This window comes from Vibrio sp. QJM3NY_39 (assembly GCF_057785895.1).
In genome coordinates, this window is record NZ_CM173506.1 from 1,495,529 (window position 1) to 1,514,674 (window position 19,146).

Annotated in this window: 18 protein-coding genes; 5 read left to right on the forward strand and 13 right to left on the reverse strand. The window is 41.2% G+C overall.

What is annotated here, in order from left to right:
• Positions 1–106 precede the first annotated feature (106 nt).
• A complete protein-coding gene (locus tag AC3CHU_RS22485; RefSeq protein ID WP_488525724.1) occupies positions 107–652 on the forward strand; it encodes a GNAT family N-acetyltransferase in 546 nt (181 codons plus the stop codon).
• A gap of 151 nt (positions 653–803) precedes the next feature.
• Here the strand turns inward: AC3CHU_RS22485 and AC3CHU_RS22490 are convergent, their stop codons facing one another.
• Together AC3CHU_RS22490 and ylqF are read right to left on the reverse strand one after the other, a co-directional pair.
• The gene (locus tag AC3CHU_RS22490; protein ID WP_488525725.1) at positions 804–1,829 is read right to left on the reverse strand and encodes a GGDEF domain-containing protein; all 1,026 of its coding nucleotides are present in this window, start codon (positions 1,827–1,829) and stop codon (positions 804–806) included.
• A 284-nt stretch (positions 1,830–2,113) separates the two neighbouring features.
• A complete protein-coding gene (gene ylqF, locus AC3CHU_RS22495; RefSeq protein ID WP_054545545.1) occupies positions 2,114–3,049 on the reverse strand; it encodes a ribosome biogenesis GTPase YlqF in 936 nt (311 codons plus the stop codon).
• Positions 3,050–3,593: 544 nt separating this feature from the next.
• Here ylqF and AC3CHU_RS22500 point away from each other — a divergent pair.
• Positions 3,594–4,514, forward strand: a complete 921-nt coding sequence (locus AC3CHU_RS22500; RefSeq protein WP_488524388.1) for an IS5 family transposase — start codon at positions 3,594–3,596, stop codon at positions 4,512–4,514.
• Between the two features lie 39 nt (positions 4,515–4,553).
• Here the strand turns inward: AC3CHU_RS22500 and AC3CHU_RS22505 are convergent, their stop codons facing one another.
• Positions 4,554–5,324, reverse strand: a complete 771-nt coding sequence (locus tag AC3CHU_RS22505) for a DUF2955 domain-containing protein (protein WP_488525726.1) — start codon at positions 5,322–5,324, stop codon at positions 4,554–4,556.
• Entirely contained in the window at positions 5,314–6,432 is a 1,119-nt protein-coding gene (locus tag AC3CHU_RS22510; RefSeq protein ID WP_488525727.1) for an HlyD family secretion protein, read from the reverse strand. Before AC3CHU_RS22510 ends, AC3CHU_RS22505 begins: the two co-directional genes overlap by 11 nt.
• Before the next feature lie 342 nt (positions 6,433–6,774).
• Here AC3CHU_RS22510 and AC3CHU_RS22515 point away from each other — a divergent pair, with 342 nt between their 5' ends.
• The 3 genes from AC3CHU_RS22515 (at position 6,775) to AC3CHU_RS22525 (ending at position 9,863) form a co-directional block, all read left to right on the forward strand.
• Positions 6,775–7,095: a hypothetical protein gene (locus AC3CHU_RS22515; protein ID WP_488525728.1), complete on the forward strand. Its 321-nt coding sequence runs from the start codon at positions 6,775–6,777 to the stop codon at positions 7,093–7,095.
• 115 nt (positions 7,096–7,210) lie between these two features.
• The gene (locus AC3CHU_RS22520) at positions 7,211–8,221 is read left to right on the forward strand and encodes a helix-turn-helix domain-containing protein (protein ID WP_488525729.1); all 1,011 of its coding nucleotides are present in this window, start codon (positions 7,211–7,213) and stop codon (positions 8,219–8,221) included.
• Between the two features lie 196 nt (positions 8,222–8,417).
• Positions 8,418–9,863 carry a pyridoxal phosphate-dependent decarboxylase family protein gene (locus AC3CHU_RS22525; RefSeq protein WP_171313409.1) on the forward strand — a complete coding sequence of 482 codons (1,446 nt, stop codon included), beginning with the start codon at positions 8,418–8,420 and terminating at the stop codon, positions 9,861–9,863.
• A gap of 46 nt (positions 9,864–9,909) precedes the next feature.
• Here the strand turns inward: AC3CHU_RS22525 and AC3CHU_RS22530 are convergent, their stop codons facing one another.
• The 9 genes from AC3CHU_RS22530 to ltaE form a co-directional block, all read right to left on the reverse strand.
• Entirely contained in the window at positions 9,910–10,257 is a 348-nt protein-coding gene (locus tag AC3CHU_RS22530) for a c-type cytochrome (protein ID WP_114635282.1), read from the reverse strand.
• A gap of 365 nt (positions 10,258–10,622) precedes the next feature.
• Positions 10,623–11,306, reverse strand: a complete 684-nt coding sequence (locus AC3CHU_RS22535) for a response regulator transcription factor (RefSeq protein ID WP_488525730.1) — start codon at positions 11,304–11,306, stop codon at positions 10,623–10,625.
• A 94-nt stretch (positions 11,307–11,400) separates the two neighbouring features.
• Positions 11,401–12,282, reverse strand: a complete 882-nt coding sequence (locus AC3CHU_RS22540) for a hypothetical protein (RefSeq protein WP_102569006.1) — start codon at positions 12,280–12,282, stop codon at positions 11,401–11,403.
• Complete coding sequence (locus tag AC3CHU_RS22545; RefSeq protein ID WP_488525731.1) at positions 12,272–14,764, reverse strand: fimbria/pilus outer membrane usher protein; 2,493 nt, start codon at positions 14,762–14,764, stop codon at positions 12,272–12,274. The genes AC3CHU_RS22540 and AC3CHU_RS22545 overlap by 11 nt, the downstream gene beginning before the upstream one ends.
• Positions 14,748–15,434, reverse strand: coding sequence for a fimbrial biogenesis chaperone (locus AC3CHU_RS22550; protein WP_488525732.1), 687 nt, complete (start codon positions 15,432–15,434; stop codon positions 14,748–14,750). The genes AC3CHU_RS22545 and AC3CHU_RS22550 overlap by 17 nt, the downstream gene beginning before the upstream one ends.
• A gap of 2 nt (positions 15,435–15,436) precedes the next feature.
• On the reverse strand, positions 15,437–16,162 hold the full coding sequence (locus AC3CHU_RS22555) for a fimbrial biogenesis chaperone (RefSeq protein ID WP_146457803.1): 726 nt from the start codon (positions 16,160–16,162) through the stop codon (positions 15,437–15,439).
• Between the two features lie 106 nt (positions 16,163–16,268).
• Positions 16,269–16,766 (reverse strand): hypothetical protein, encoded by a 498-nt coding sequence (locus tag AC3CHU_RS22560; protein WP_488525733.1) that lies wholly within the window; start codon positions 16,764–16,766, stop codon positions 16,269–16,271.
• A gap of 77 nt (positions 16,767–16,843) precedes the next feature.
• Complete coding sequence (locus AC3CHU_RS22565; RefSeq protein ID WP_261383287.1) at positions 16,844–17,353, reverse strand: hypothetical protein; 510 nt, start codon at positions 17,351–17,353, stop codon at positions 16,844–16,846.
• Positions 17,354–18,139: 786 nt separating this feature from the next.
• On the reverse strand, positions 18,140–19,144 hold the full coding sequence (gene ltaE / locus AC3CHU_RS22570; protein WP_488525734.1) for a low-specificity L-threonine aldolase: 1,005 nt from the start codon (positions 19,142–19,144) through the stop codon (positions 18,140–18,142).
• Between the last annotated feature and the right edge of the window lie 2 nt (positions 19,145–19,146).

Here is a 19,146-nt window from a genome sequence, read left to right on the forward strand (position 1 = left end):
AATATTGAAAGTGTAAACGTGTATTAGTATGTTTTACTTAAATATTGTATAAAGGTAGTGTGAAATGTAGTAGCAAGTCATAAATGGAAGTACTAAGGGCTAATAAATGGAAATTAAGGTAGCTGAATATAAAGATTATGAGCGGATTGCCCAATTACACGCGGATAGCTGGAAGCTATATTACCGTGGCATTCTTGCTGATGATTACCTAGAAAATGATGTTTTGGAGGACAGATCTGTTATTTGGCAGACTCGTTTGATTAATCCTCCTTTCAACCAACATGTTTTATTGCTTGAAGAAGGCGGTTTACTGGTTGGTTTCGTCTGCGCGTTTGGTAATCACAACTTTGAACGTGGCACGTTCATTGATGCGTTACATGTCGACAGCAATTATCGAGGTCGAGGTGTAGGTAAGCGCCTATTGTCTGAACTCACTAAATGGTTACAGCAATATTATTCTGATTCGGGGCTCTACCTAGAGGTGATGTCTGAGAACCACCAAGCCATCGCTTTTTATCAGGCGATTGGTGGCAAAGAGGAACTTGAGCAAACCTGGAACGCGCCATGCGGCAGTCAAGTGAAAGAGAAAGTGATTTCTTGGAGCTCTCCCGTTGAACTTGAACAGAAAACAGCGCGCGTTGTGTATTCTTAGTAGCTTCTTATTTAAGTAACTATAATTATTGAAGTCACTTTAAAGCCGAAGAACGAAGACAAAAGCCCCGAGCATTCAATTGTTCGGGGCTTTTTTGATTGGATTAATGGTCGTTATAATGAATCGCTAACGCGCGTGAAATACTGTGTGATTAATCACTCCATGTGATCTTATTTCTACCGCTCTTCTTCGAAATGTAGAGTGCTTGATCGGCATCGTCGATAAGTTGTTCGACAGAGCCGAGAGCCTGTGACGCATATTTCACACCGATTGAAATTGTTACTTCTAACCGAAGGAGAGAAGGAGATTCTAATAGGGAGTTAACTAGCGATTCAATTGAAGCCTCAGTTTCTCCTTGGACCATCACTAAAAACTCTTCACCGCCGTATCGAAAGCAGTTACTGCTGGTTGGTAGCCTTTTTTGAATCTCATCGGCCAGTTCTTTGATCACCATATCACCCATTTGGTGGCCGTAGGTGTCGTTAATCGATTTGAAATGATCAATATCTATCATGATCGATGTTATGGATAACTGACGGTCTATGCTTGGTTCGATCACCTGATGAAGATAAAGGCGGTTGTAGCAACCCGTTAGCGCATCTTGATAAGAAAGGGCTTCAAACATATTAGATTGCTTGCGGAGTTGTATTGCTTGTTTACGAAGCTGTTCGGATTGAGTGAAGCGTTTATGCACTTCGAAATCTCGTCTTAAACAAGAAGTTGCAATAAGAATATAAGCTGAAGCGTATACGGAAATGGTTTCTATTTCGTGACTAGGCTCTGCTTCATAAAGCTGAGGGGCAAGGCCAATGAGATAAGCCAAAAAGATAAATGACAGCGTAGAGATGCTGTATTTAACAGATAGTCTTGAAAAGGTTCCGATGTAGATCATTACGAGAATGATGCCACCTTGGTAATGGAAATTACTCAGCTCGATAGCGAGTCGGCCTACATAGACCAAGAAAAGCGAGCTAATTACAAGGAAGGTACTCTCTATGAGTTCTAAAACGTTGGGTTTATTTGTAATGCAGTATCTGGCGACAGCCATCATCAATAGAAAAAGTAAGACTCGGAAAATGATAGGGGTTACACACTCTGTACCAAAGTGAATGTAGTCGGTAACAATGAAAGCACAGAATATTGAGATCGGGATGTAGATGAAATTTATGTACGGCAAATAAATTTCATTATCGAAATAGGTTTTAAATCTTTGATTCTTGAACCCAGAATAAGAGCGCATTGAGAAACTAGCCGAAATGAATACACAATAATTTGCGTAGTATGTCACAGTCTTTGGGATTGTAAATGACCATTTCTATAGATTTGTCAGTATGTTAGCTAGATCAATAAACGGTACAAGGCAATACTCACGCTCTATTATCGGTAGAACGTGAATATCTTAGAGGCTGGTGTAAGAGTGGTTAACAGAAACTAATGGAGATTAACAAAAACTAATAGCGATTAGCGCTTGTTCTTCAAGTAACGTTTACGGCGCTCTTCCTTCTTCTTAATCTGTTGCTCAGCTTTCAGCGCAGCCGCTTCTTCTACTTCAACCAATTCTTTGGTGATCATCTCTGGTAGCTCTAGCGTTACTTTACCTAAAGTACCGTTGCGAAGTTCGTGAAGTAGGATTTCCGAACACTTGTGAATGTCTATATGACCACCTGCACGAAGTGCACCGCGTTTACGACCAATCGCTTCCATCAACTCGATGTCAGACTCGGGCAGCTCTTCAATTTGGTAGCGTTCTTGCAAAAGGTGAGGGTACTGCTTCGCTAAGTACTCGACTGTGTAGAATGCCACTTCGTCGTATTCCATTGCTGTATCTTTTACCGCACCAGTCGCAGCTAAACGGAAGCCGCTGTGTGGGTTTTCTACTTTAGGCCAAAGGATCCCAGGAGTATCTGAAAGGATCACGCCGTTTTGCAGGTTGATGCGTTGTTGACGACGAGTTACCGCAGGTTGGTTACCCGTTACCGCAATCGTACGTCCAGCCAAACAGTTGATGATGGTCGATTTACCCACGTTCGGGATACCCATAATCATCGTTCGGATGTTCTTACCCATTTGTTCACGGTGTGGTGCCAGTTTACGAACTAGTTCCATGACGTGGTTAACTTCTTCTTTTACGCTGGTGGTAATCGCAATCGCTTTAACGCCTTGCTCTTTCTCGAAGTGTTCAATCCAACGTTCAGTAAGCTCAGGATCGGCAAGGTCACGCTTGTTCAACACTTTTACACAAGGCTTATCGCCGCGCAGTGAAGAGATCATTGGGTTTTCACTACTGAACGGGATACGAGCGTCCAGTACTTCGATGATCACATCAACCTGTGGGATAACTTCTTCGATTTCTTTGCGGGCTTTATGCATGTGACCCGGAAACCATTGAATAGACATAGAGATAAACCTTGATAAATATATTTGCTGCACATTGTAAGGGTTCGCTAGGGCGTGTAAAGCGCTATGTTGTACCTGAAGTCATGTCTTTACAGTGTAATCTAGGGGCTGTGGCTGTCACATGACTAGATATGGCAGGAGTTTCCCTGCCATTTAACAACACCTAGTAACAATGGATGAGATTGTACGAACGACTGAAAGTTGATTTTTGACGGGTTATTTCCTAGTTCGTGACTCTAAGAAATAGGTCATAAATACCATGTATAGCAAGACTAAAAATAGCTGGAAAATACGAACGTAAAATTTATCATCCAACGCGCCGCTGCTTATTGATGTTCCCATAAGTACATTGAATCCGGTAAAGGCCGTAATATATATAGGCGCCTTTTGTGGAACGGTATAAATCTTTATTCCGAAAAGCGCAATGACACTGAGTACAACCATCATATATACATACATATTAGGGGCTTTGTTGCGTAATTCAATGGAACTAAATCAAGAGCCTACGATCTGATCAGCTACGTTCACTCCTTCTCGTAGCTCTATGCCTAAACCTCGTTACAAAACAACCAACTGGAAGCAATACAACCAATCACTTATTAACCGTGGCTCTCTGACCTTTTGGATTGATGAAGAGGCAATAAACGGGTGGGCGCAAAGCAAACAGAGTAAGCGCGGGAGGCCACGTCGGTTCAGCGATTTAGCTATCACGACAGCGCTCATGGTGAAACGAGTTTTTTCTATGCCACTGAGAGCTCTGCAAGGGTTTATCGACTCAATATTTAGGCTTGCCCATGTTCCATTAAGTTGTCCGCATTACACCTGCATCAGTCGTAGAGCAAAGCAAGTTGAGGTCTCATTTAAGACTAAAGCGAGAGGAGCAATACAGCACCTGGCCATTGATGCAACTGGCCTAAAGGTTTATGGCGAAGGTGAATGGAAAGTCAAAAAACACGGGACAGATGGCAAGCGTAGAGTTTGGCGAAAGCTGCATATTGCCGTTGATACAAGCACTCATGAAATTATCGCAGCCGAGCTAAGTTTATCGACGGTTACAGATGGAGAAGTCCTCCCGAACTTACTGAAACAAACACGCCGAAGTATCCTTGAGGTGTCTGGTGATGGAGCTTACGACACGAGATTGTGTCATGCTGCTATTAAGAGTAAGGGAGCCATTGCGCTTATTCCCCCAAGAGAAGGGGCAGCCTTCTGGGAGCGTGGTCATCCTCGAAACCTCGCCGTGGGTTGCCAGAAGTTATACGGCTCAAATAAGTATTGGAAAGAGCGGTATGGGTACCACAGACGTTCACTATCAGAAACAGCGATGTATCGAGTTAAACAGTTACTAGGAGGACGATTGAGCTTAAGACATTACAATGCGCAGGTGGGTGAGACTTACGCGATGATAAAAGCGTTGAACAAGCTTACTGGGTTAGGTATGCCTGAAACTTGTCGTATTGACTAAGAAACACACGAAATGGGGTAGCTCTATCTATAAATTTAATTACGCAACAAAGCCCATATTAGGTGCTAAAGATATGATGAGAAAAGTGACGAATGAAATCAGGCCTGCGAAGATGTTACTTACTGTGAAAAATAACGCGGTCTTACCGGACGTTTCGCTGCTTGCCATTAACGATAATAACATTACAAATGCAACGGTAAGCAGTATCTGTGAAAGTTGAAAATAGAAGTAAAAGCATACGAGTGGAAATGAAATCACCCATGCGCGTATAGCGGCTGCCCATCGCATTTCTTTGGTAAGTGGAGATACGGGAAAGCCAACAAAGTCCGTCTTCTCTTCTTCGGGAAAATAAACGTGTGAAAGGGCATACAAAGCGACGGCCAAAGTGCCTGAAAACGCAAAACCGATTCCTACATTCAGTGCGGATGCTTGATCGATTATAGTTATAGATGGAAGTAATATCAGTTCGATCATTAAGAATGTTGCGAACATGACCCATTTAGGGTCGGTAAATAAATAGTATGCCCAAAGCATCCCGAGTGTGAGTATAGAAAGAAAGGCAATTTTATACTCAGGTAGCCCCGTTGATACTACGAATCCAATTACAGCGGTGGATAGAAGCGCATAGGCCAACTGTTTGACATGGAGAATATGAAATTGAGGTTTATCAGTGACAAATTTTGCGGTCAGAAGTGGCGTACAAAAAGCTAATGGCCAGTTAAACCATAGTGCAAGGAATGTTGCCAAGCCGACTGTCGTGACGTAGCGAAAAATCCTACGCTCTTGTGCTTGTTCTATTTTATCGAACATAAGAGAACAAGCTCACTACGTTAATCCAGAATTTTCCAAGTAGGTTGAATAGAGTGTTTTCGCCAGTATAAACGATGACATCTGCTTGGCCTCCAATTCGCATTGATTGGATCGCTGATGGTTCGTTTATTTTGATCGTAACTGGAATACGTTGTGTGTCTCTTAACCATCCATTTTGGTTTTGTACACTCGCAAGGTCGCCAAGTTGTTCGTTTTTGCCCCATGTGACTCCCAGGTCGATTGAAGAAACTGTGCCTTTGAACGTAGTGCCTGGAGCAAGATCTAATGCGATTTCAACATCATCGCCTGGCTTTATGTTACCGAGACTATTCTCTCGAAAATAAGCTTCAAGCCATAAATTGTCGCTTTCGACGAAGGTGACTAATGGAGAGCCTGAAGAAGCGTATGAACCTTCTGATAAATTCAAGTTGGTTACCGCACCATCTGAAGGCGCTGATAGGGTTGTGCGCGATAAGTCTAATTGGGCTTTTTGTAATTCAAGTAGTGCTGATTGTATTTGTGCATTTTCCTCTCCCTCTGAACCCACTTGAGCTTTAGCTTTTTCTAGATTAGCGTGAGCGTTCATGACCTCAGCATTAGCTTTATCAATCGTGGCACGTGTTGTATCTGCATCTGACTTTGATACAACCCCTTTGTCTGCCATCGCTAATACTCGTTGACCCTGACGCCGAGCATTTTGTTGTGCAACTAACGATGTCGTGAGTTGTGCTTGAGCGGAAATAATACTGGCCATTTGCGCCCCAACTTGCTGCCCGGCTATCTTCAATCTTGCTTCTGCTTGTTTAACGGCTATCTCATAGTCGGTAGAGACAATTTTGAGCAACACGTCATTTTTCTCTACTTTAGTGTTTGCTGTAATATTAATTTGTTCTATTAAACCTGATACTTGTGGTTTTAAGGAAATGACGTTGCCTTCAACTCTAACGTTGTCGGTAGTTGGAATAATCCTGTCTGAAACTACAGCGATACCAATAGAAAGTATGGTGAATGCCAACAGACTGTTTGTCGCTATTTTTACTTTATTGATTGGTTTCTTTTTTTGCGTTTCAGTGCCGATTTTTTTATTTCTGACATGTGAGGCTCTCAATTTAAGATTCTGATATGTAGGGAGTTAGGTGTTCTACTCCCATCAATGAACCATCACATTATTAATGAGAGAGTGAACTATTTTTAAGATAAAAATAAGATCAAATATCTTGATTTAATGGCCATGTCGTGACATTGGTTTTTTTATTTTTGTGATGAAATTGAAACCTATGCTAGGCAGAGTCAAATAAGTATTAATTAAATTGGTTATTTTTGATGTGTCACCAAATGGCAAGCATGACGTTAGATGAATGATTAACATGGATTTTGAACATCAATTGCAGCCAATTAAGAGGTTCGAGAACTGCAATTGAAACAAGACTAACGTTAAAGGATACTGGATATGAAACTGATAAAGATTCTCACATTCTCTATGATTGTGTTGATTTCCAACGCGTATGCAATCACAGATGCCAGTAAGATTGGCGCAAACTCAGGTGCTATGAATTACTGCTACGATAACTTTTCTGACCCTGGCCAAAATTCGAAATATAAAATTCTCAAACTGAAAACCTATGAAAAGTACCGAGATCTACTTAGTGATGAACGTGCAAGAGCGTTATTAATGAAAAGGGCTGCAGAAGGTGGCGATTATTTAGGAGACCCTCTGGATAAGAGTCGATGCAATAGCCTACGAAAGGTGCTTTATATTAAATATAACTAAATAGTATGAATCTAACCCCTTATTTGATTTGCCAAGTAAGGGGTTTTCTAATTCTTAGGCACGACTGTCAACATATCAAACGAGAAACATCTAATTATAAAGAAGGTCCTAACGTATGGCGTTACCGAATAGAGGAGTACCACTTGTTCGCACAGATTGTGTTCATGACCTGGCTGAACTCTTTAGTGAAAGAGATATTAATGTTTATTCTTTGATTACTGGTGTTAAAGCACCGGTTGACATACAAAGATGTGAATTCCCGTTTATACCTGAGACTGTTTTACTCAACATAATCAGAATGTTTGGTGAAAGTGTTTCGTTGGACACATTTGTGACTCGTGTTTGGTTAATGTGTAAGAACACCTATATACCGGGCGTGATTGCTCAGTTGGTTAAAGCAAGGGAGGGCACTGTAAAAGAAGCGCTAGAAGAATTCTGTGAAATCATTCGATATTACTCAAGCGGAGTTAAAATATCGTTAAAGCTCCATAATGATTGTTACTGGTTAGTTCGCGAAAAAGAGGGTGCGACACAAGACTGGTTTAAGTACGCGGAAATATTCTCGTTCATTTTCCTGGATGAGTTGATAACAGCTTTGACAAAACACAACAGCAAAGAAAAGTATGTGACAATTGTCAGCCCACATACGGAGTGCTTTTTTGAATGCTCACAGTTAGCACATGTTCAGTTTTTTACACTCCGCTCAGTCACAGGTATTCGTCTAAATAACAAAATTTTGAGTCAAAAAGTTAACTTAATAAAAAATTCAGGAAGAGAGGTCATAGATCGAGAAGGTATACCTAGTGATTTTTTGTGCTCATTCAAACATGCCATGCAACCATATTTGTCGATGGGAAAGTTACCCATATCAACGGCTGCGAACATACTGGGAATGAGTCCTAGGACTATCCAGAGGTGCTTATTCGGCGCAAGTGTAACTTATCGCGAAGTATTGGATGATCTTATTCTAAATGAAGTTCAGGTTCGGCTGAAGTACTCGGACGACTCAATAACGTCAATAGCAACCAATATCGGGTATGGTGAATCTGCTAACTTCACTCGTTTCTTTAAACGCAAAACAGGGTTTACTCCTTCACAGTTCCGCAGCCAACATCAAGGTTTATAGTTTTCTGTCAGTGAGGGGTAATTATATGATTGACTCAAAACTCTATACATTGATTAGAAAAGTTCGTCTTTGGTTTCTCGTTTTTGTGCTGGATATATGAACTTTATTAAATCGCACTCCCGTGGCGCGATATGACAATTCCTAAACGCTCTGATCCAATAACATGATTGGGTAGACAACAAATAGAGGAATCATCATGTCACACCGTTTTAATGAATATCGCTTACCACTTGAAAGCTCTCTCAAACATGCAGTTTCTTACCTAGAATCTTTAGCAGATAGACCGGTAGACAAAGGTACAACCTCACAAGCGTTACGTGAAGCTATCGGCGGGGATTTACCATTGCGACCAACAGACCCATCACAAGTGATTAATGACATGGTAAAGAATGTCGATGCTGGTTTAATGGCATCTGGTGGTGCACGTTTCTTTGGGTACGCGATTGGCAGTTCATTTCCCGCTTCACTAGCAGCCGATTGGCTCGTGAGTGCTTGGGACCAAAATGTGCCTTATTACGTTTCTAGCCCTGCTATGTCTGTTGTTGAAGAAACAGCTGCAGAGTGGATGGTTGAGCTACTAGGTTTAAATAAAGGTACGGCGGTAGGTTTCACTTCTGGTGCTCAAGAAGCGATTTACACCGGTTTGATTACTGCCCGCAATACACTGCTTGAACGCGCTGGTTGGGATGTGGTGACAAAAGGCTTGTTTGGAGCTCCTCGTATTAACGTTGTTGTCAGTGATCAAATTCATTCAACGATCAAGCGCGCGCTATCCATGATTGGCATTGGTCTTGAAACGATTGTCAAAGTACCAACCGACGATAACTTACGTATTATCCCAGATAACTTAAAAGAAATTATTTCAGGCTTAGAAGGCCCAACGCTTGTTTGCGCTCAAGCTGGCTGTATTGATTCCGGTGCTTTCGACCCATTTAATGAATTGGCTGATGCTGTCGAGAACCACGGCAACGCGTGGCTTCACGTAGATGGTGCAATTGGTTTATGGGCTGCCGCAAGTGATAAACAAAAGTATTTATTAGCAGGTATTGAACGCGCAGATTCTATTGATACTGACGGGCATAAATGGTTCAACATGCCGTATGACAGTGGAATGATCATCGTAAAAGATGCAGCGGCACTATCTAAAGCGATGGGCGGTAGTAACATGGGTGACTACCTTAATGATGCAATGGAAAAACCAGATCGAAATGCGATTAATTTTGGTATTTCTGCATCAAGAAGAGCACGTGGCGTTCCTGTGTATGCAGCGTTCAAATCATTAGGCAAAGAAGGGATTGTTGAACACATTGATCGTTGTACTGAGTTAGCTCAGCGTATGGCGAATAAGCTTTCATCCGTGCAAGGTATTACGATTTTGAATGATGTTATTTCTAATCGTTTCTCAGCACAATTTGGTGAAGGCGATGACACTTACCGCAATGAACTAACAGATCGAGTAGTTCACCGTTTACAGGAAGAGGGAACATTATATCCATCAACTTCGGGTTACAAAGGCTTGAAGACGATGCTGTTCTCTGTTCTGAGCTGCCATACTTCGACTGAAGACATCGACCTATCTGCTGAGAAGATTGTTGAAGCATACCTGACGGAGAAAGAATTTATGGATAATGCAGCCTCTTAATTCATCCCTCAGAGAGTAAGTCCCAATTGAATATTGGGACTTTTTACTAATTTCCATCTAATACATGAGTTATGGAACCACTATCTTGAGATGAATAAAAAGCCGCTATATCTCTCAAGTCTTGATCATCGAGCTTACTGAGCTGAACTCGCATCATTTCTGCGTAGTCGCCTTGTCTATTTCCGCTTTGGTATGCTTTCATCGTGTTATAGAGGTAAGTTGAATTTTGACCCGAAAGTTTGGGGTAATCAGTGTTACTTGTTTCACCCGTGGGGTTATGACAGAAAACGCAACTTGGTGATTTCATTTTACCCAGTTCAGGATCGCCAAAATCAGAGGCATGAAGGCTAGGGGAAAGAGTGAGTAATAGTAAAGCGAAGGATTGATAAGTCATGATTTTACTCCAGTTAAAAACATAACAATAAGGCTTACCCTAAGGGGAAGCTCAAGTCTGAATTGCTATAGGTGCTAACAGTTAAAGCGTACTTTTTGCTCTGTTAGGTAAGTAGAGGGGCTGCAGAAGTGATGTTTCCGTGAGTTAACAGGTTCGACTCGTATTTTATAGGGCGGGATGTTTTTCTACTTTTTAAAATGTGATTAAACCACAGACGATTCGATTTAAACTTCGTTTATTAGCCTGACAGTGATTCTATGAGGAACTGAATAATATCAGGTCACCTTTCAAGGGCTTAAATTCTAATACGTCTGTTTGAAAAAAAACTGCAATCGGCATTTTTATGTTTATGTTCATAATTTAAACTATATGTCTGGTTGTATAATAGTCTCTAAACTATTGATAAAATGTGCTTTTCTTATCGCTTCTTTTCTATTGGTGACATTTATTTTTTTGTATATGTTGTATACGTGAGTTTTTACCGTGCTTTCTGAAATAAATAGTTCGCTTGATATCTCTAGATTTGAATCTCCTCTGACAACTCGTTTAAATATCTGAGCCTCTCTTTTCGTCAGGTTAGACAGTATTACCTGAGACTTGAAAGTATAAGAGCACGCATTGGATAAAATATGTGACATTAACTTTCTAGGTAGCCATAGATCGTCATCACATACTGTTTTTAAACAACGTGTAAGGTGTTCAATAGGAGCATCTTGATAAATCATCCCCTTTATATTAAACAGGTTGAATAATTGCATTACGGTAATACTCTGTCCGGTAATATCTGAGGGAACGTCATAGACTACCCATTTACTGGACTCTATTTTTGATAAGATGATGTTGATATCTTCGATATTTTCCAAGAGTAAGTAGCTAATGAGAATGACATCGAACGTTTTATGATTACGAGAGCGCTCAATGCTTAAAATACATTCTCTGCTAAAAGAAAAATCACTGTATTTCCCTATTTCTCGTTGAATAAACTGGTTGTTAATACCGTTGTCACCTACCAGGAGTATGTGCTTTAAATTATTTTTATTTTCATACATAATTTACTCCGAAACTGAAAAATCGTGTTTGATTGTATGATGATGGATTTTATATAATTGAGTTGCATATCTTACTTTTTATATAATTACATAATTATGGTTGTTGTGAAAGTTGGGGTTCGATAGAAATTTGTAATGTATCGTCATATTGTCCCCCTGGTTTGTTCTCTGTCTCACCGATGACAAAACTCAAAGGAATAGGCTGACCAATCGTAGCGGAAAGACGTTGAATTCTTGCGTCAAGTTGTTCAAGGTTTACTCTGTCGTTTTCGAGGGAAAGTTGGTATGGAATGTCCCATTTTGCCTCATTAGATTCATGACGTAGCATTCCTTGATGGGATGATTCCAATACGATGGTATAAGCTGTATTGCTTTGAACCCATAGGTTAGGTGCGGAACGAATAACCTTGTTGGAATATAAAGTCCCTAGATCAAGGTCATAATGTTGTTGGGTCAATCCATAAAAATGAATTTTTGCAGCAGGCGGAACGTTAACAGATACCGGGAGTGAACTAGGGCTAATTTCTATTTGTTTACTATTTGAGGTATAAGAAGGCGAGACTTCCAATAACCCTCGATAGGTTCCTGACGCTAACCATTGTTTACTTGGGAAACGCATTTGTATCGTTGCCGAAGGTTGGTTTTCGGTTAATGATAAGTGCCATTGATTAGCCACTGACATACCAATCTGCCCACTCCATTCAAAGCCGAGTTTTGCTTGGTTTACCCCTTTTAACGATCGACTGGTATCGTTAAGTTGTAAAATTAAGTCTAATTTGCAGGGTTCGCCAATTATGATCGCATCTATACGATAAGTGTTTATTGTTGCGAACGTTCCTGCGCTGAAAACATCATATTGTGATTTCGATGAGACGGGTTGAATAGCCAAGGCACTGGCTTCACACGCCAATGCCGAAGGTACATGGCTTATGGCGATGAGGAACAAGGCTCCCCAAAGAACTTGTTTATTCCACATAAACATCTCCTAGTCTTATCAAGTTGTCACTGCGTTCACTGAGGGTAATGATGACTGATTCTTGTTCTTTAGTGTCGAGTACCAATTGATATTTTCCCGGCTTTAATCCAGAGATTGCGAATATGCCGTTACGATTGGTAAAGAAGTCAATCGGCAACTGTTTTGCCTCACCAAGGTAATGTGCTACACCAGCGACAAGTGAAATAGGGTTGTTACTTTGACGATCGAATAGCTTGCCAATAACAGTTAATACAGCATCAGATCCGATCTGTAGCTGGAATCCCCGTTTATAACCAGGCTTAATCCAAAAAGCACCATCACCTAAGTCATACCCTGGTGGCAAGTTATCGACCTCGTAACCGACTACTTGGCCATTATAAGCAACAAGGTCAGGAACCATGGCACTTGCATCTCCTTTAAGGTAAACGCGTGCGTACTCACCATCTTTTGTTGGGTCGACAGCCACGTCATTTTTTGCGAGACTTTCGTGCTTGCGAACAATAGCAAATGCTTCGCGCACCGGTCTGCCGATCGTCACAGATGAACCTGCAAAAGCAAGGGCACTACTTATCGTCACATCAGTACTGTGATTTCGTGTTTCACCATTAATGTCTTCAAGCCGCGAAGCGTGGGTCGCGTTTAATTCATAACGGTTAGCCGTGTAGTTAATCCCAGCATCCATATCGGCATCCGTTTCTTCGTTAGTAATGACACTCGCAAACGCCGACATCCCCCCAGTATTACCAATATTATTCTGATAGCTGTAATCTAAGGCGGCTTCATTAAGCTCAGTGGTGTAACGACCGACTACACGAGTTTGTCGACTAAGGGGCCAGCTTATGGTGACAGTCGTGCTGATATCATCGTCTTCGGTTGCGTTATGCCGATAGTTAACGCGTGCACTCCAGGTGGCGGGAGTATCAAACAGTCCGTCCGATAAACTCGGGCTAATCAACCAATAATCGTTCTCTTTGTCTACCCCTGAGCGATAATTGAGGGTCATGGCGGCACGTAAAGACTGACCAAGGTAAATAGAGCTGAATGCAGATACATAATGGGTGGTTAGATTGATATCGGTATCGGAAGCATCAAACCCTGAGACCCCAGTAAAATTGTTGGTCAGATATTCATAACTTACACTCAGTTGTGGGGACAGCGTGTTCGTATTAGAAAATTCCGCATCGAACGCAAATTTGTAAGCGTCGCCAGTTCCAAATGTAGGGTGTTCGCTACGCGAAGCATTGAGTTCAGTGACGCCCCATGTAGAAGCGAGTAAAGCGGTGGCTCCATATTGGTAAAGATCTTCACGGGTTTGGAAGTTGGTACCTAACGTTAACCAAGGGTTAATACCCACATCGATATAACCATGCAAAATACGTTCGTCGGTTAGATATTCTATTTGCCCATTCTGTAATTCAGAAGGCGTTCCATACATGACGCTATATTCAAACTCACCGCTATTGAGCAAGTCGTTACCGGTCGCAATAGAAAACTCGATGCGTTCTTCATTCCCGGAGCGGTCGGTGATGACGAGTACAATATCATTGCTACCTTGCGCTAGAGGTATGTCACTAAGGTTATAGCTACCAGCGCCTAGCGTTAATCGCTGGACTGCAATCCCATCTATATAGACATCGACATTTGAAGCTCTTTGAAGTGTGAATGATTGATTGGCTCGTGGTCGTGCATTTCTGGTTGGAATGAGCGTGAAATCTCGAGTTAAGCCAATACCAAGTATGTCGGTGCTGTCCTGAAAAGATTGACCACTGTTGTACATATCACCGAGCACAAGTCGTGTGCCTTGTTCTGCAAAGTCAATATTAAGACGAGATCCTTCTCTTACGTATCGCGAATCTTGCGATGAGCTGTTTTCTAAATAAGATTCATACTCAAAGTTTAGAAAACCAATGTTAAGTGCTGAGTCAAACTGACTGCGATAGAGGTCCTGCCTTGACGAATTCTGATCGACATATTGGCTCTCATTAGCCGAAAGGGCAAAGTTAACGTATCCACTAAGCAAACTTGGCTCGGCATAGTTATAAAAATCATCTGCACCGTTCATAGACAATTGCTGGGTTAAGCTAAATTCAGGCGGTACCGTCACGATGCATTCTAATGAAGAAAAATCGAAACTAAGACCTAATCCTACGCTCTCAAAATGGTGCTGAGACAGCATTTTATCGCTTGTCGTGTCATTGAGTTTCCCAATACCTTCTTGAGTTACGACGGACGAAAGGAGAGAAAGCGTACTTTCCTTCGGTAACAAGATTTCATTGTTTGCGGTAATGATAATGTCCGCTTCTCCAAGTATGGTGTCACTTATTCTTAACAAAGAGGTAAGTTGAATATCTCGTCCTGTCGGGTTCAAGACCATTTCTTGACCCCAAGCAGCAGGGCTTAAGGCAGCACAATAAAAAAGTACTAATACCAAGACATACAAAACTTGCCATATCTTGGGATAGGTTTCAGTTTTCATGCCCATGGTAAGTGCCCACTGGTAAATAATTTAAAGAAGAAGGCAAAGTAATAATGGAGCGTGGTGGAATAAACTGCTCACCTAAAGCCTCATGTACTTTTTGGCTCTGAGATTCGAGCCCCGCAAAATGAAGTAACGATGTATAGGTAAATCGCGACCCAGAATTAGTGAGTGTCAGTTGACCTTGTTCATCTATGTGTAATTTCACGTCAGGCTCTAAAGAGGACGAGTGAATGTGCAACAACGCATTGTAGTGAACTTGTAAATTGATACCGGTTGTTAGCCCGATGGGTTTGTCTATCCTCGCGTTGTTCTGGCCAATATTCACGGTACTGAAGCGAACGAAGTAACTCTGGGAGGTTTCGAGTAATCGCTTTCCCAACCACTGTATACGGAATACTTGGCGTGCACCGGGTGCCAACATTGCGGCTGGTGGAAACACAAACATCTCTTCACTCGATAGATCTGATGTTTGGAACGTGCCATCAGATAAGAAGTTCAAACGACGAACGTTAGCTTCTAGTGGGAGAGCTTGTGTTGAATTGTTAGTTACAACCAGTTGCGATGTTGCCCGGTGATCTGTGTTGAGCTCGATGACGGTTGGAAACAATGTTATGCCAAACGTTTGTGCACACAGAAAGCAATAAATGAGCCCACCCAAGATATAACGTCTCATTGCTATTGATCCTGCTCTATTTCAATCGATAGGGTGTCCACATCATAATTTTTAAGAGGCTGCATTTCGAAAAAGCGAGTGGAGTAGGGTAGGACTAAAGTACCCGGAATACGTTTAGCGATTTCTACGCCTTTTAAATATGTTGAATTTTTACCATCAGATATTTTCCATGTTGTATTGGTTAATCGACCATAACTATTACCACTGTTAAGTACCTCAAGAACCCATTTGTTCTTTTTGTCATTTTGTTCGATACTTTTAATTTCTAGCTGAGAAGCCGTGTTCTGAGGTCGCACGTTGATAAGCGTATTAAACTGAAGCAAAAGACTTACTTGCCCTTGATTACTGCTCGCTCTTTGAACTTTTACTTGCTTAACAGCAATGCGATACGCTTTAGATTCTGTGATGGAAGGATCGCCCAAATACCGCACCATAATGGATTGTGATCTTCCAGGTTCTATTATTGCGGTCACCGGTATCACTAATAACTCGTCATCTGCAGGCGTCGTGGTCTCTTTCCCATATTCGTTCATTGTCATAAATACTGGAGACAATTCAACCGTGAGTGGTTCGGTAGACGAATTCTCAACCCTCATGGTCATTTGAGCTCTTTTGCCAAGCGGTGTCATTTCCATAGACATCGGTTCGACTTTGAACGCATGAGCGGACAGAGAAGTGAATGACAATAGGAAAAGAACGATCCATTTATGCATGATCCATTTATACATAGCGAAGAGCTCCAAATTAAACTTATGTCTTTGATATTGATATTGATATTGATATTGATATGAGATTAAGTCGGAGGCCAAATAATAGCCCCCGACTTATTAACCTCTAATTTGAGGTGATATTTACGGTTAATGTATCTGAGTAGCCACCAGCCCATGGGGAGGTTTCTGTTGTCACAATATCAATAGATGCGGCAACACCTGTCGCTAATGCTCCAGAACCGCCATAAGAATTACTGACTGAAACGTCATTTAGACCTGGGCCCCCTGGTGCATTAAGCGTGAAAGAAGCTAAGCCCGAAGGGTTGAATGTTGCATCGTAGGTAAGAGCGTAGTCTTCGCTATCGTCTGACTCTAGACCACCTTCAGCACTTGTCAGTGTCACAGTTGCACCATCGACGTCATTACACTTCATGTTAAGACCACTAACAGAAAGGTTTTGAATTTGAGATACGTTACCAAAGTCCATCAGTTGCGTTGAAAGACCAGTAACTTCACATACAGGTGAAACAAAACCAACTAACTGGACATCACCAGGAGCGGCTTGGACTTGAGCACCAAAAATAGCAGTGACTGTTGCTGCATAGAGTGTTAGCTTTTTCATTAGAAATTCCTTTATCTTAAATGATTGGCTCGAATACTGCTGAGCGTATGTTGTTCTGCAGATACATTGCAGAGTTTTCACTTTGTCACGCTATGAATCGAAGGGTAAACTTCGATCTCAATAACGTCTTGATAATAACCTGCGAAACGCAAGCTATTTTCGAGTGCTACCCTAAGGCTCCCATGTTGAGCAAAAGGAATAACACCTGAACTGTTGATCATTACAGGTGAAATAAGTTGGCTGCTGTGCCTACTTTCATAAAGACGAATTTCGTCTATTTGTAATGACAAATTGTAACTTTCAATAATATCAATCCCTTGGTGTTGATATTTTAAGCCTCCATATTTTGAGTTGATCGTTATACCCAATGGACGGTTACAATACATATTAAAAGGTAACGACTGCACATCACGGTGTTCCGTGAAATTCATAATGTTGCCAGAAAAGAAGTTTATTTCGCATTGATCTTTGATCTGACCGCTAATTCCTAACGTTAAGTTGTTAGCACTGGCATAGAATGAAAGTGACAGACTAAAAATTAACCCGGAGACGATGAAGTTATGAAGAATCAAAAATACTCTAATCATAATTTCACCTCTCGCTGATTGAATGTAACTTGTTGCTTAACTTTCAAAACTATAAGTGCTTTAAAAAATGGTGAAGTAGTAAAAAAAGTTTATTATTTAGGAGAAGTATGAGTTTTAGTATGATTTTAAGCTGAGAGGTAGAAGCGAAATTATTAGATAATAATTTAATATTCAATTAGATAGGTTGATTTTACTCAATACTAATATTGACGGAGATTTTTTATTTAATTGATTAAAATAGAGCTATGGTCTACACGGGTGTTTTGGAGTTTTTGATGGGTTACTGTCATCATGAATGTGACAGCATTATTAACGAAAACACTAATTTGATTATTTAATTTATAATTTGATTGTAGCGATTTAAAATATTAATAATGGATGGCGAATATCTACTGTTTCTTTATTGAAATTAGTTCTTTACAAGAATCTATTAGGATTGATGTGTTCTAGTTTTAATTATCGTGTGCGTGGTGATTAAAAACTTGAATCTGTTATTACTAAGTCATTTACCTTTAGTGACAATACAATGCTGATAAGCCATTAATGTAAATCCAACTTAAACAATAATTTAATGTTTAAATGTTAGAATAATTGTCAGAAAGTATTCTCATAGGCCAAAACGAGATCGCGTTCTGTTCCAGTCAATCAAGTGTGTTTATTAGAAAATTAGCAGGTGTCGAAGGCTATTTGGGCTGTGGAATGGGTTAATGATTTTGCTGAAAGAATAAAGCTTCCCACAGGGGAAGCTCAAATCTCAATTGCTATAAAGGCTAATCTCGTCAAGAGTTAAAGCGCATTTTCTAGCTTTGTTAGGAAAGTAGCGATGTCTTCTGAACTGATATCTCTATGGGTAACAAAACGTACTGGATTACCTGGCGACATTGTAATGTCTTGCTCACTTAACTCGCTTGCGATGCGGTTAATATCCACAGATTCATCTAACTTCGCAAATACAATGTTAGTTTGAATGAAATCAGGGTTAACAGAGAAGCCTTCTAGCTTGCTTAAACCAATCGCTAGGTTTTTTGCGTTCTCGTGATCATTTTTAAGTTGAGCTACGTTCTCAGTCAGCGCCATTTTACCTGCGGCGGCAAGAATACCCGCTTGGCGCATACCGCCTCCGACTATTTTACGCAGTCGACGAGCTTTAGCGATGTACTCTTTGTTGCCAAGGAGTAGTGAACCGATTGGAGCGCCTAAACCTTTTGATAAGCAAATCGTCATAGAGTCGAAGTGCTGTGCGATCTCTTTGATGTGTACATCCAGCGCCGCTGCTGCATTATAAACGCGCGCGCCATCTAGGTGCATTTGTAAGCCGTGTTGGTTTACGAATTCACGTGCTTCCGCTAGGTAAGACATTGGCAGCACTTTACCATTGATCGTGTTCTCTAAACTAAGAAGCTTAGTACGAGCAAAGTGGCTGTCATCTGGCTTAATCGCAGCGGCAAGCTTTTTAAAGTCGAGTGTGCCGTCTGGGTTGTTCTCGATGGGTTGAGGTTGAATCGAGCCGAGCACTGCAGCACCGCCAGCTTCATACTTATAGTTATGCGCTTGTTGGCCACAAAGGTATTCGTCACCACGCTCACAGTGTGCCATTAAACCAAGTAGGTTGGCTTGTGTACCTGAAGAAGTGAACATCGCTGCTTCAAAGCCGGTTTCATTGGCAGCCCACTGTTCCAATTCGTTTACGGTTGGGTCATCGCCATAAACATCATCGCCCACTTCTGCATTTGCCATTACGTCACGCATAGCTTGCGAAGGTTTAGTTACGGTATCAGAACGAAAGTCCATGC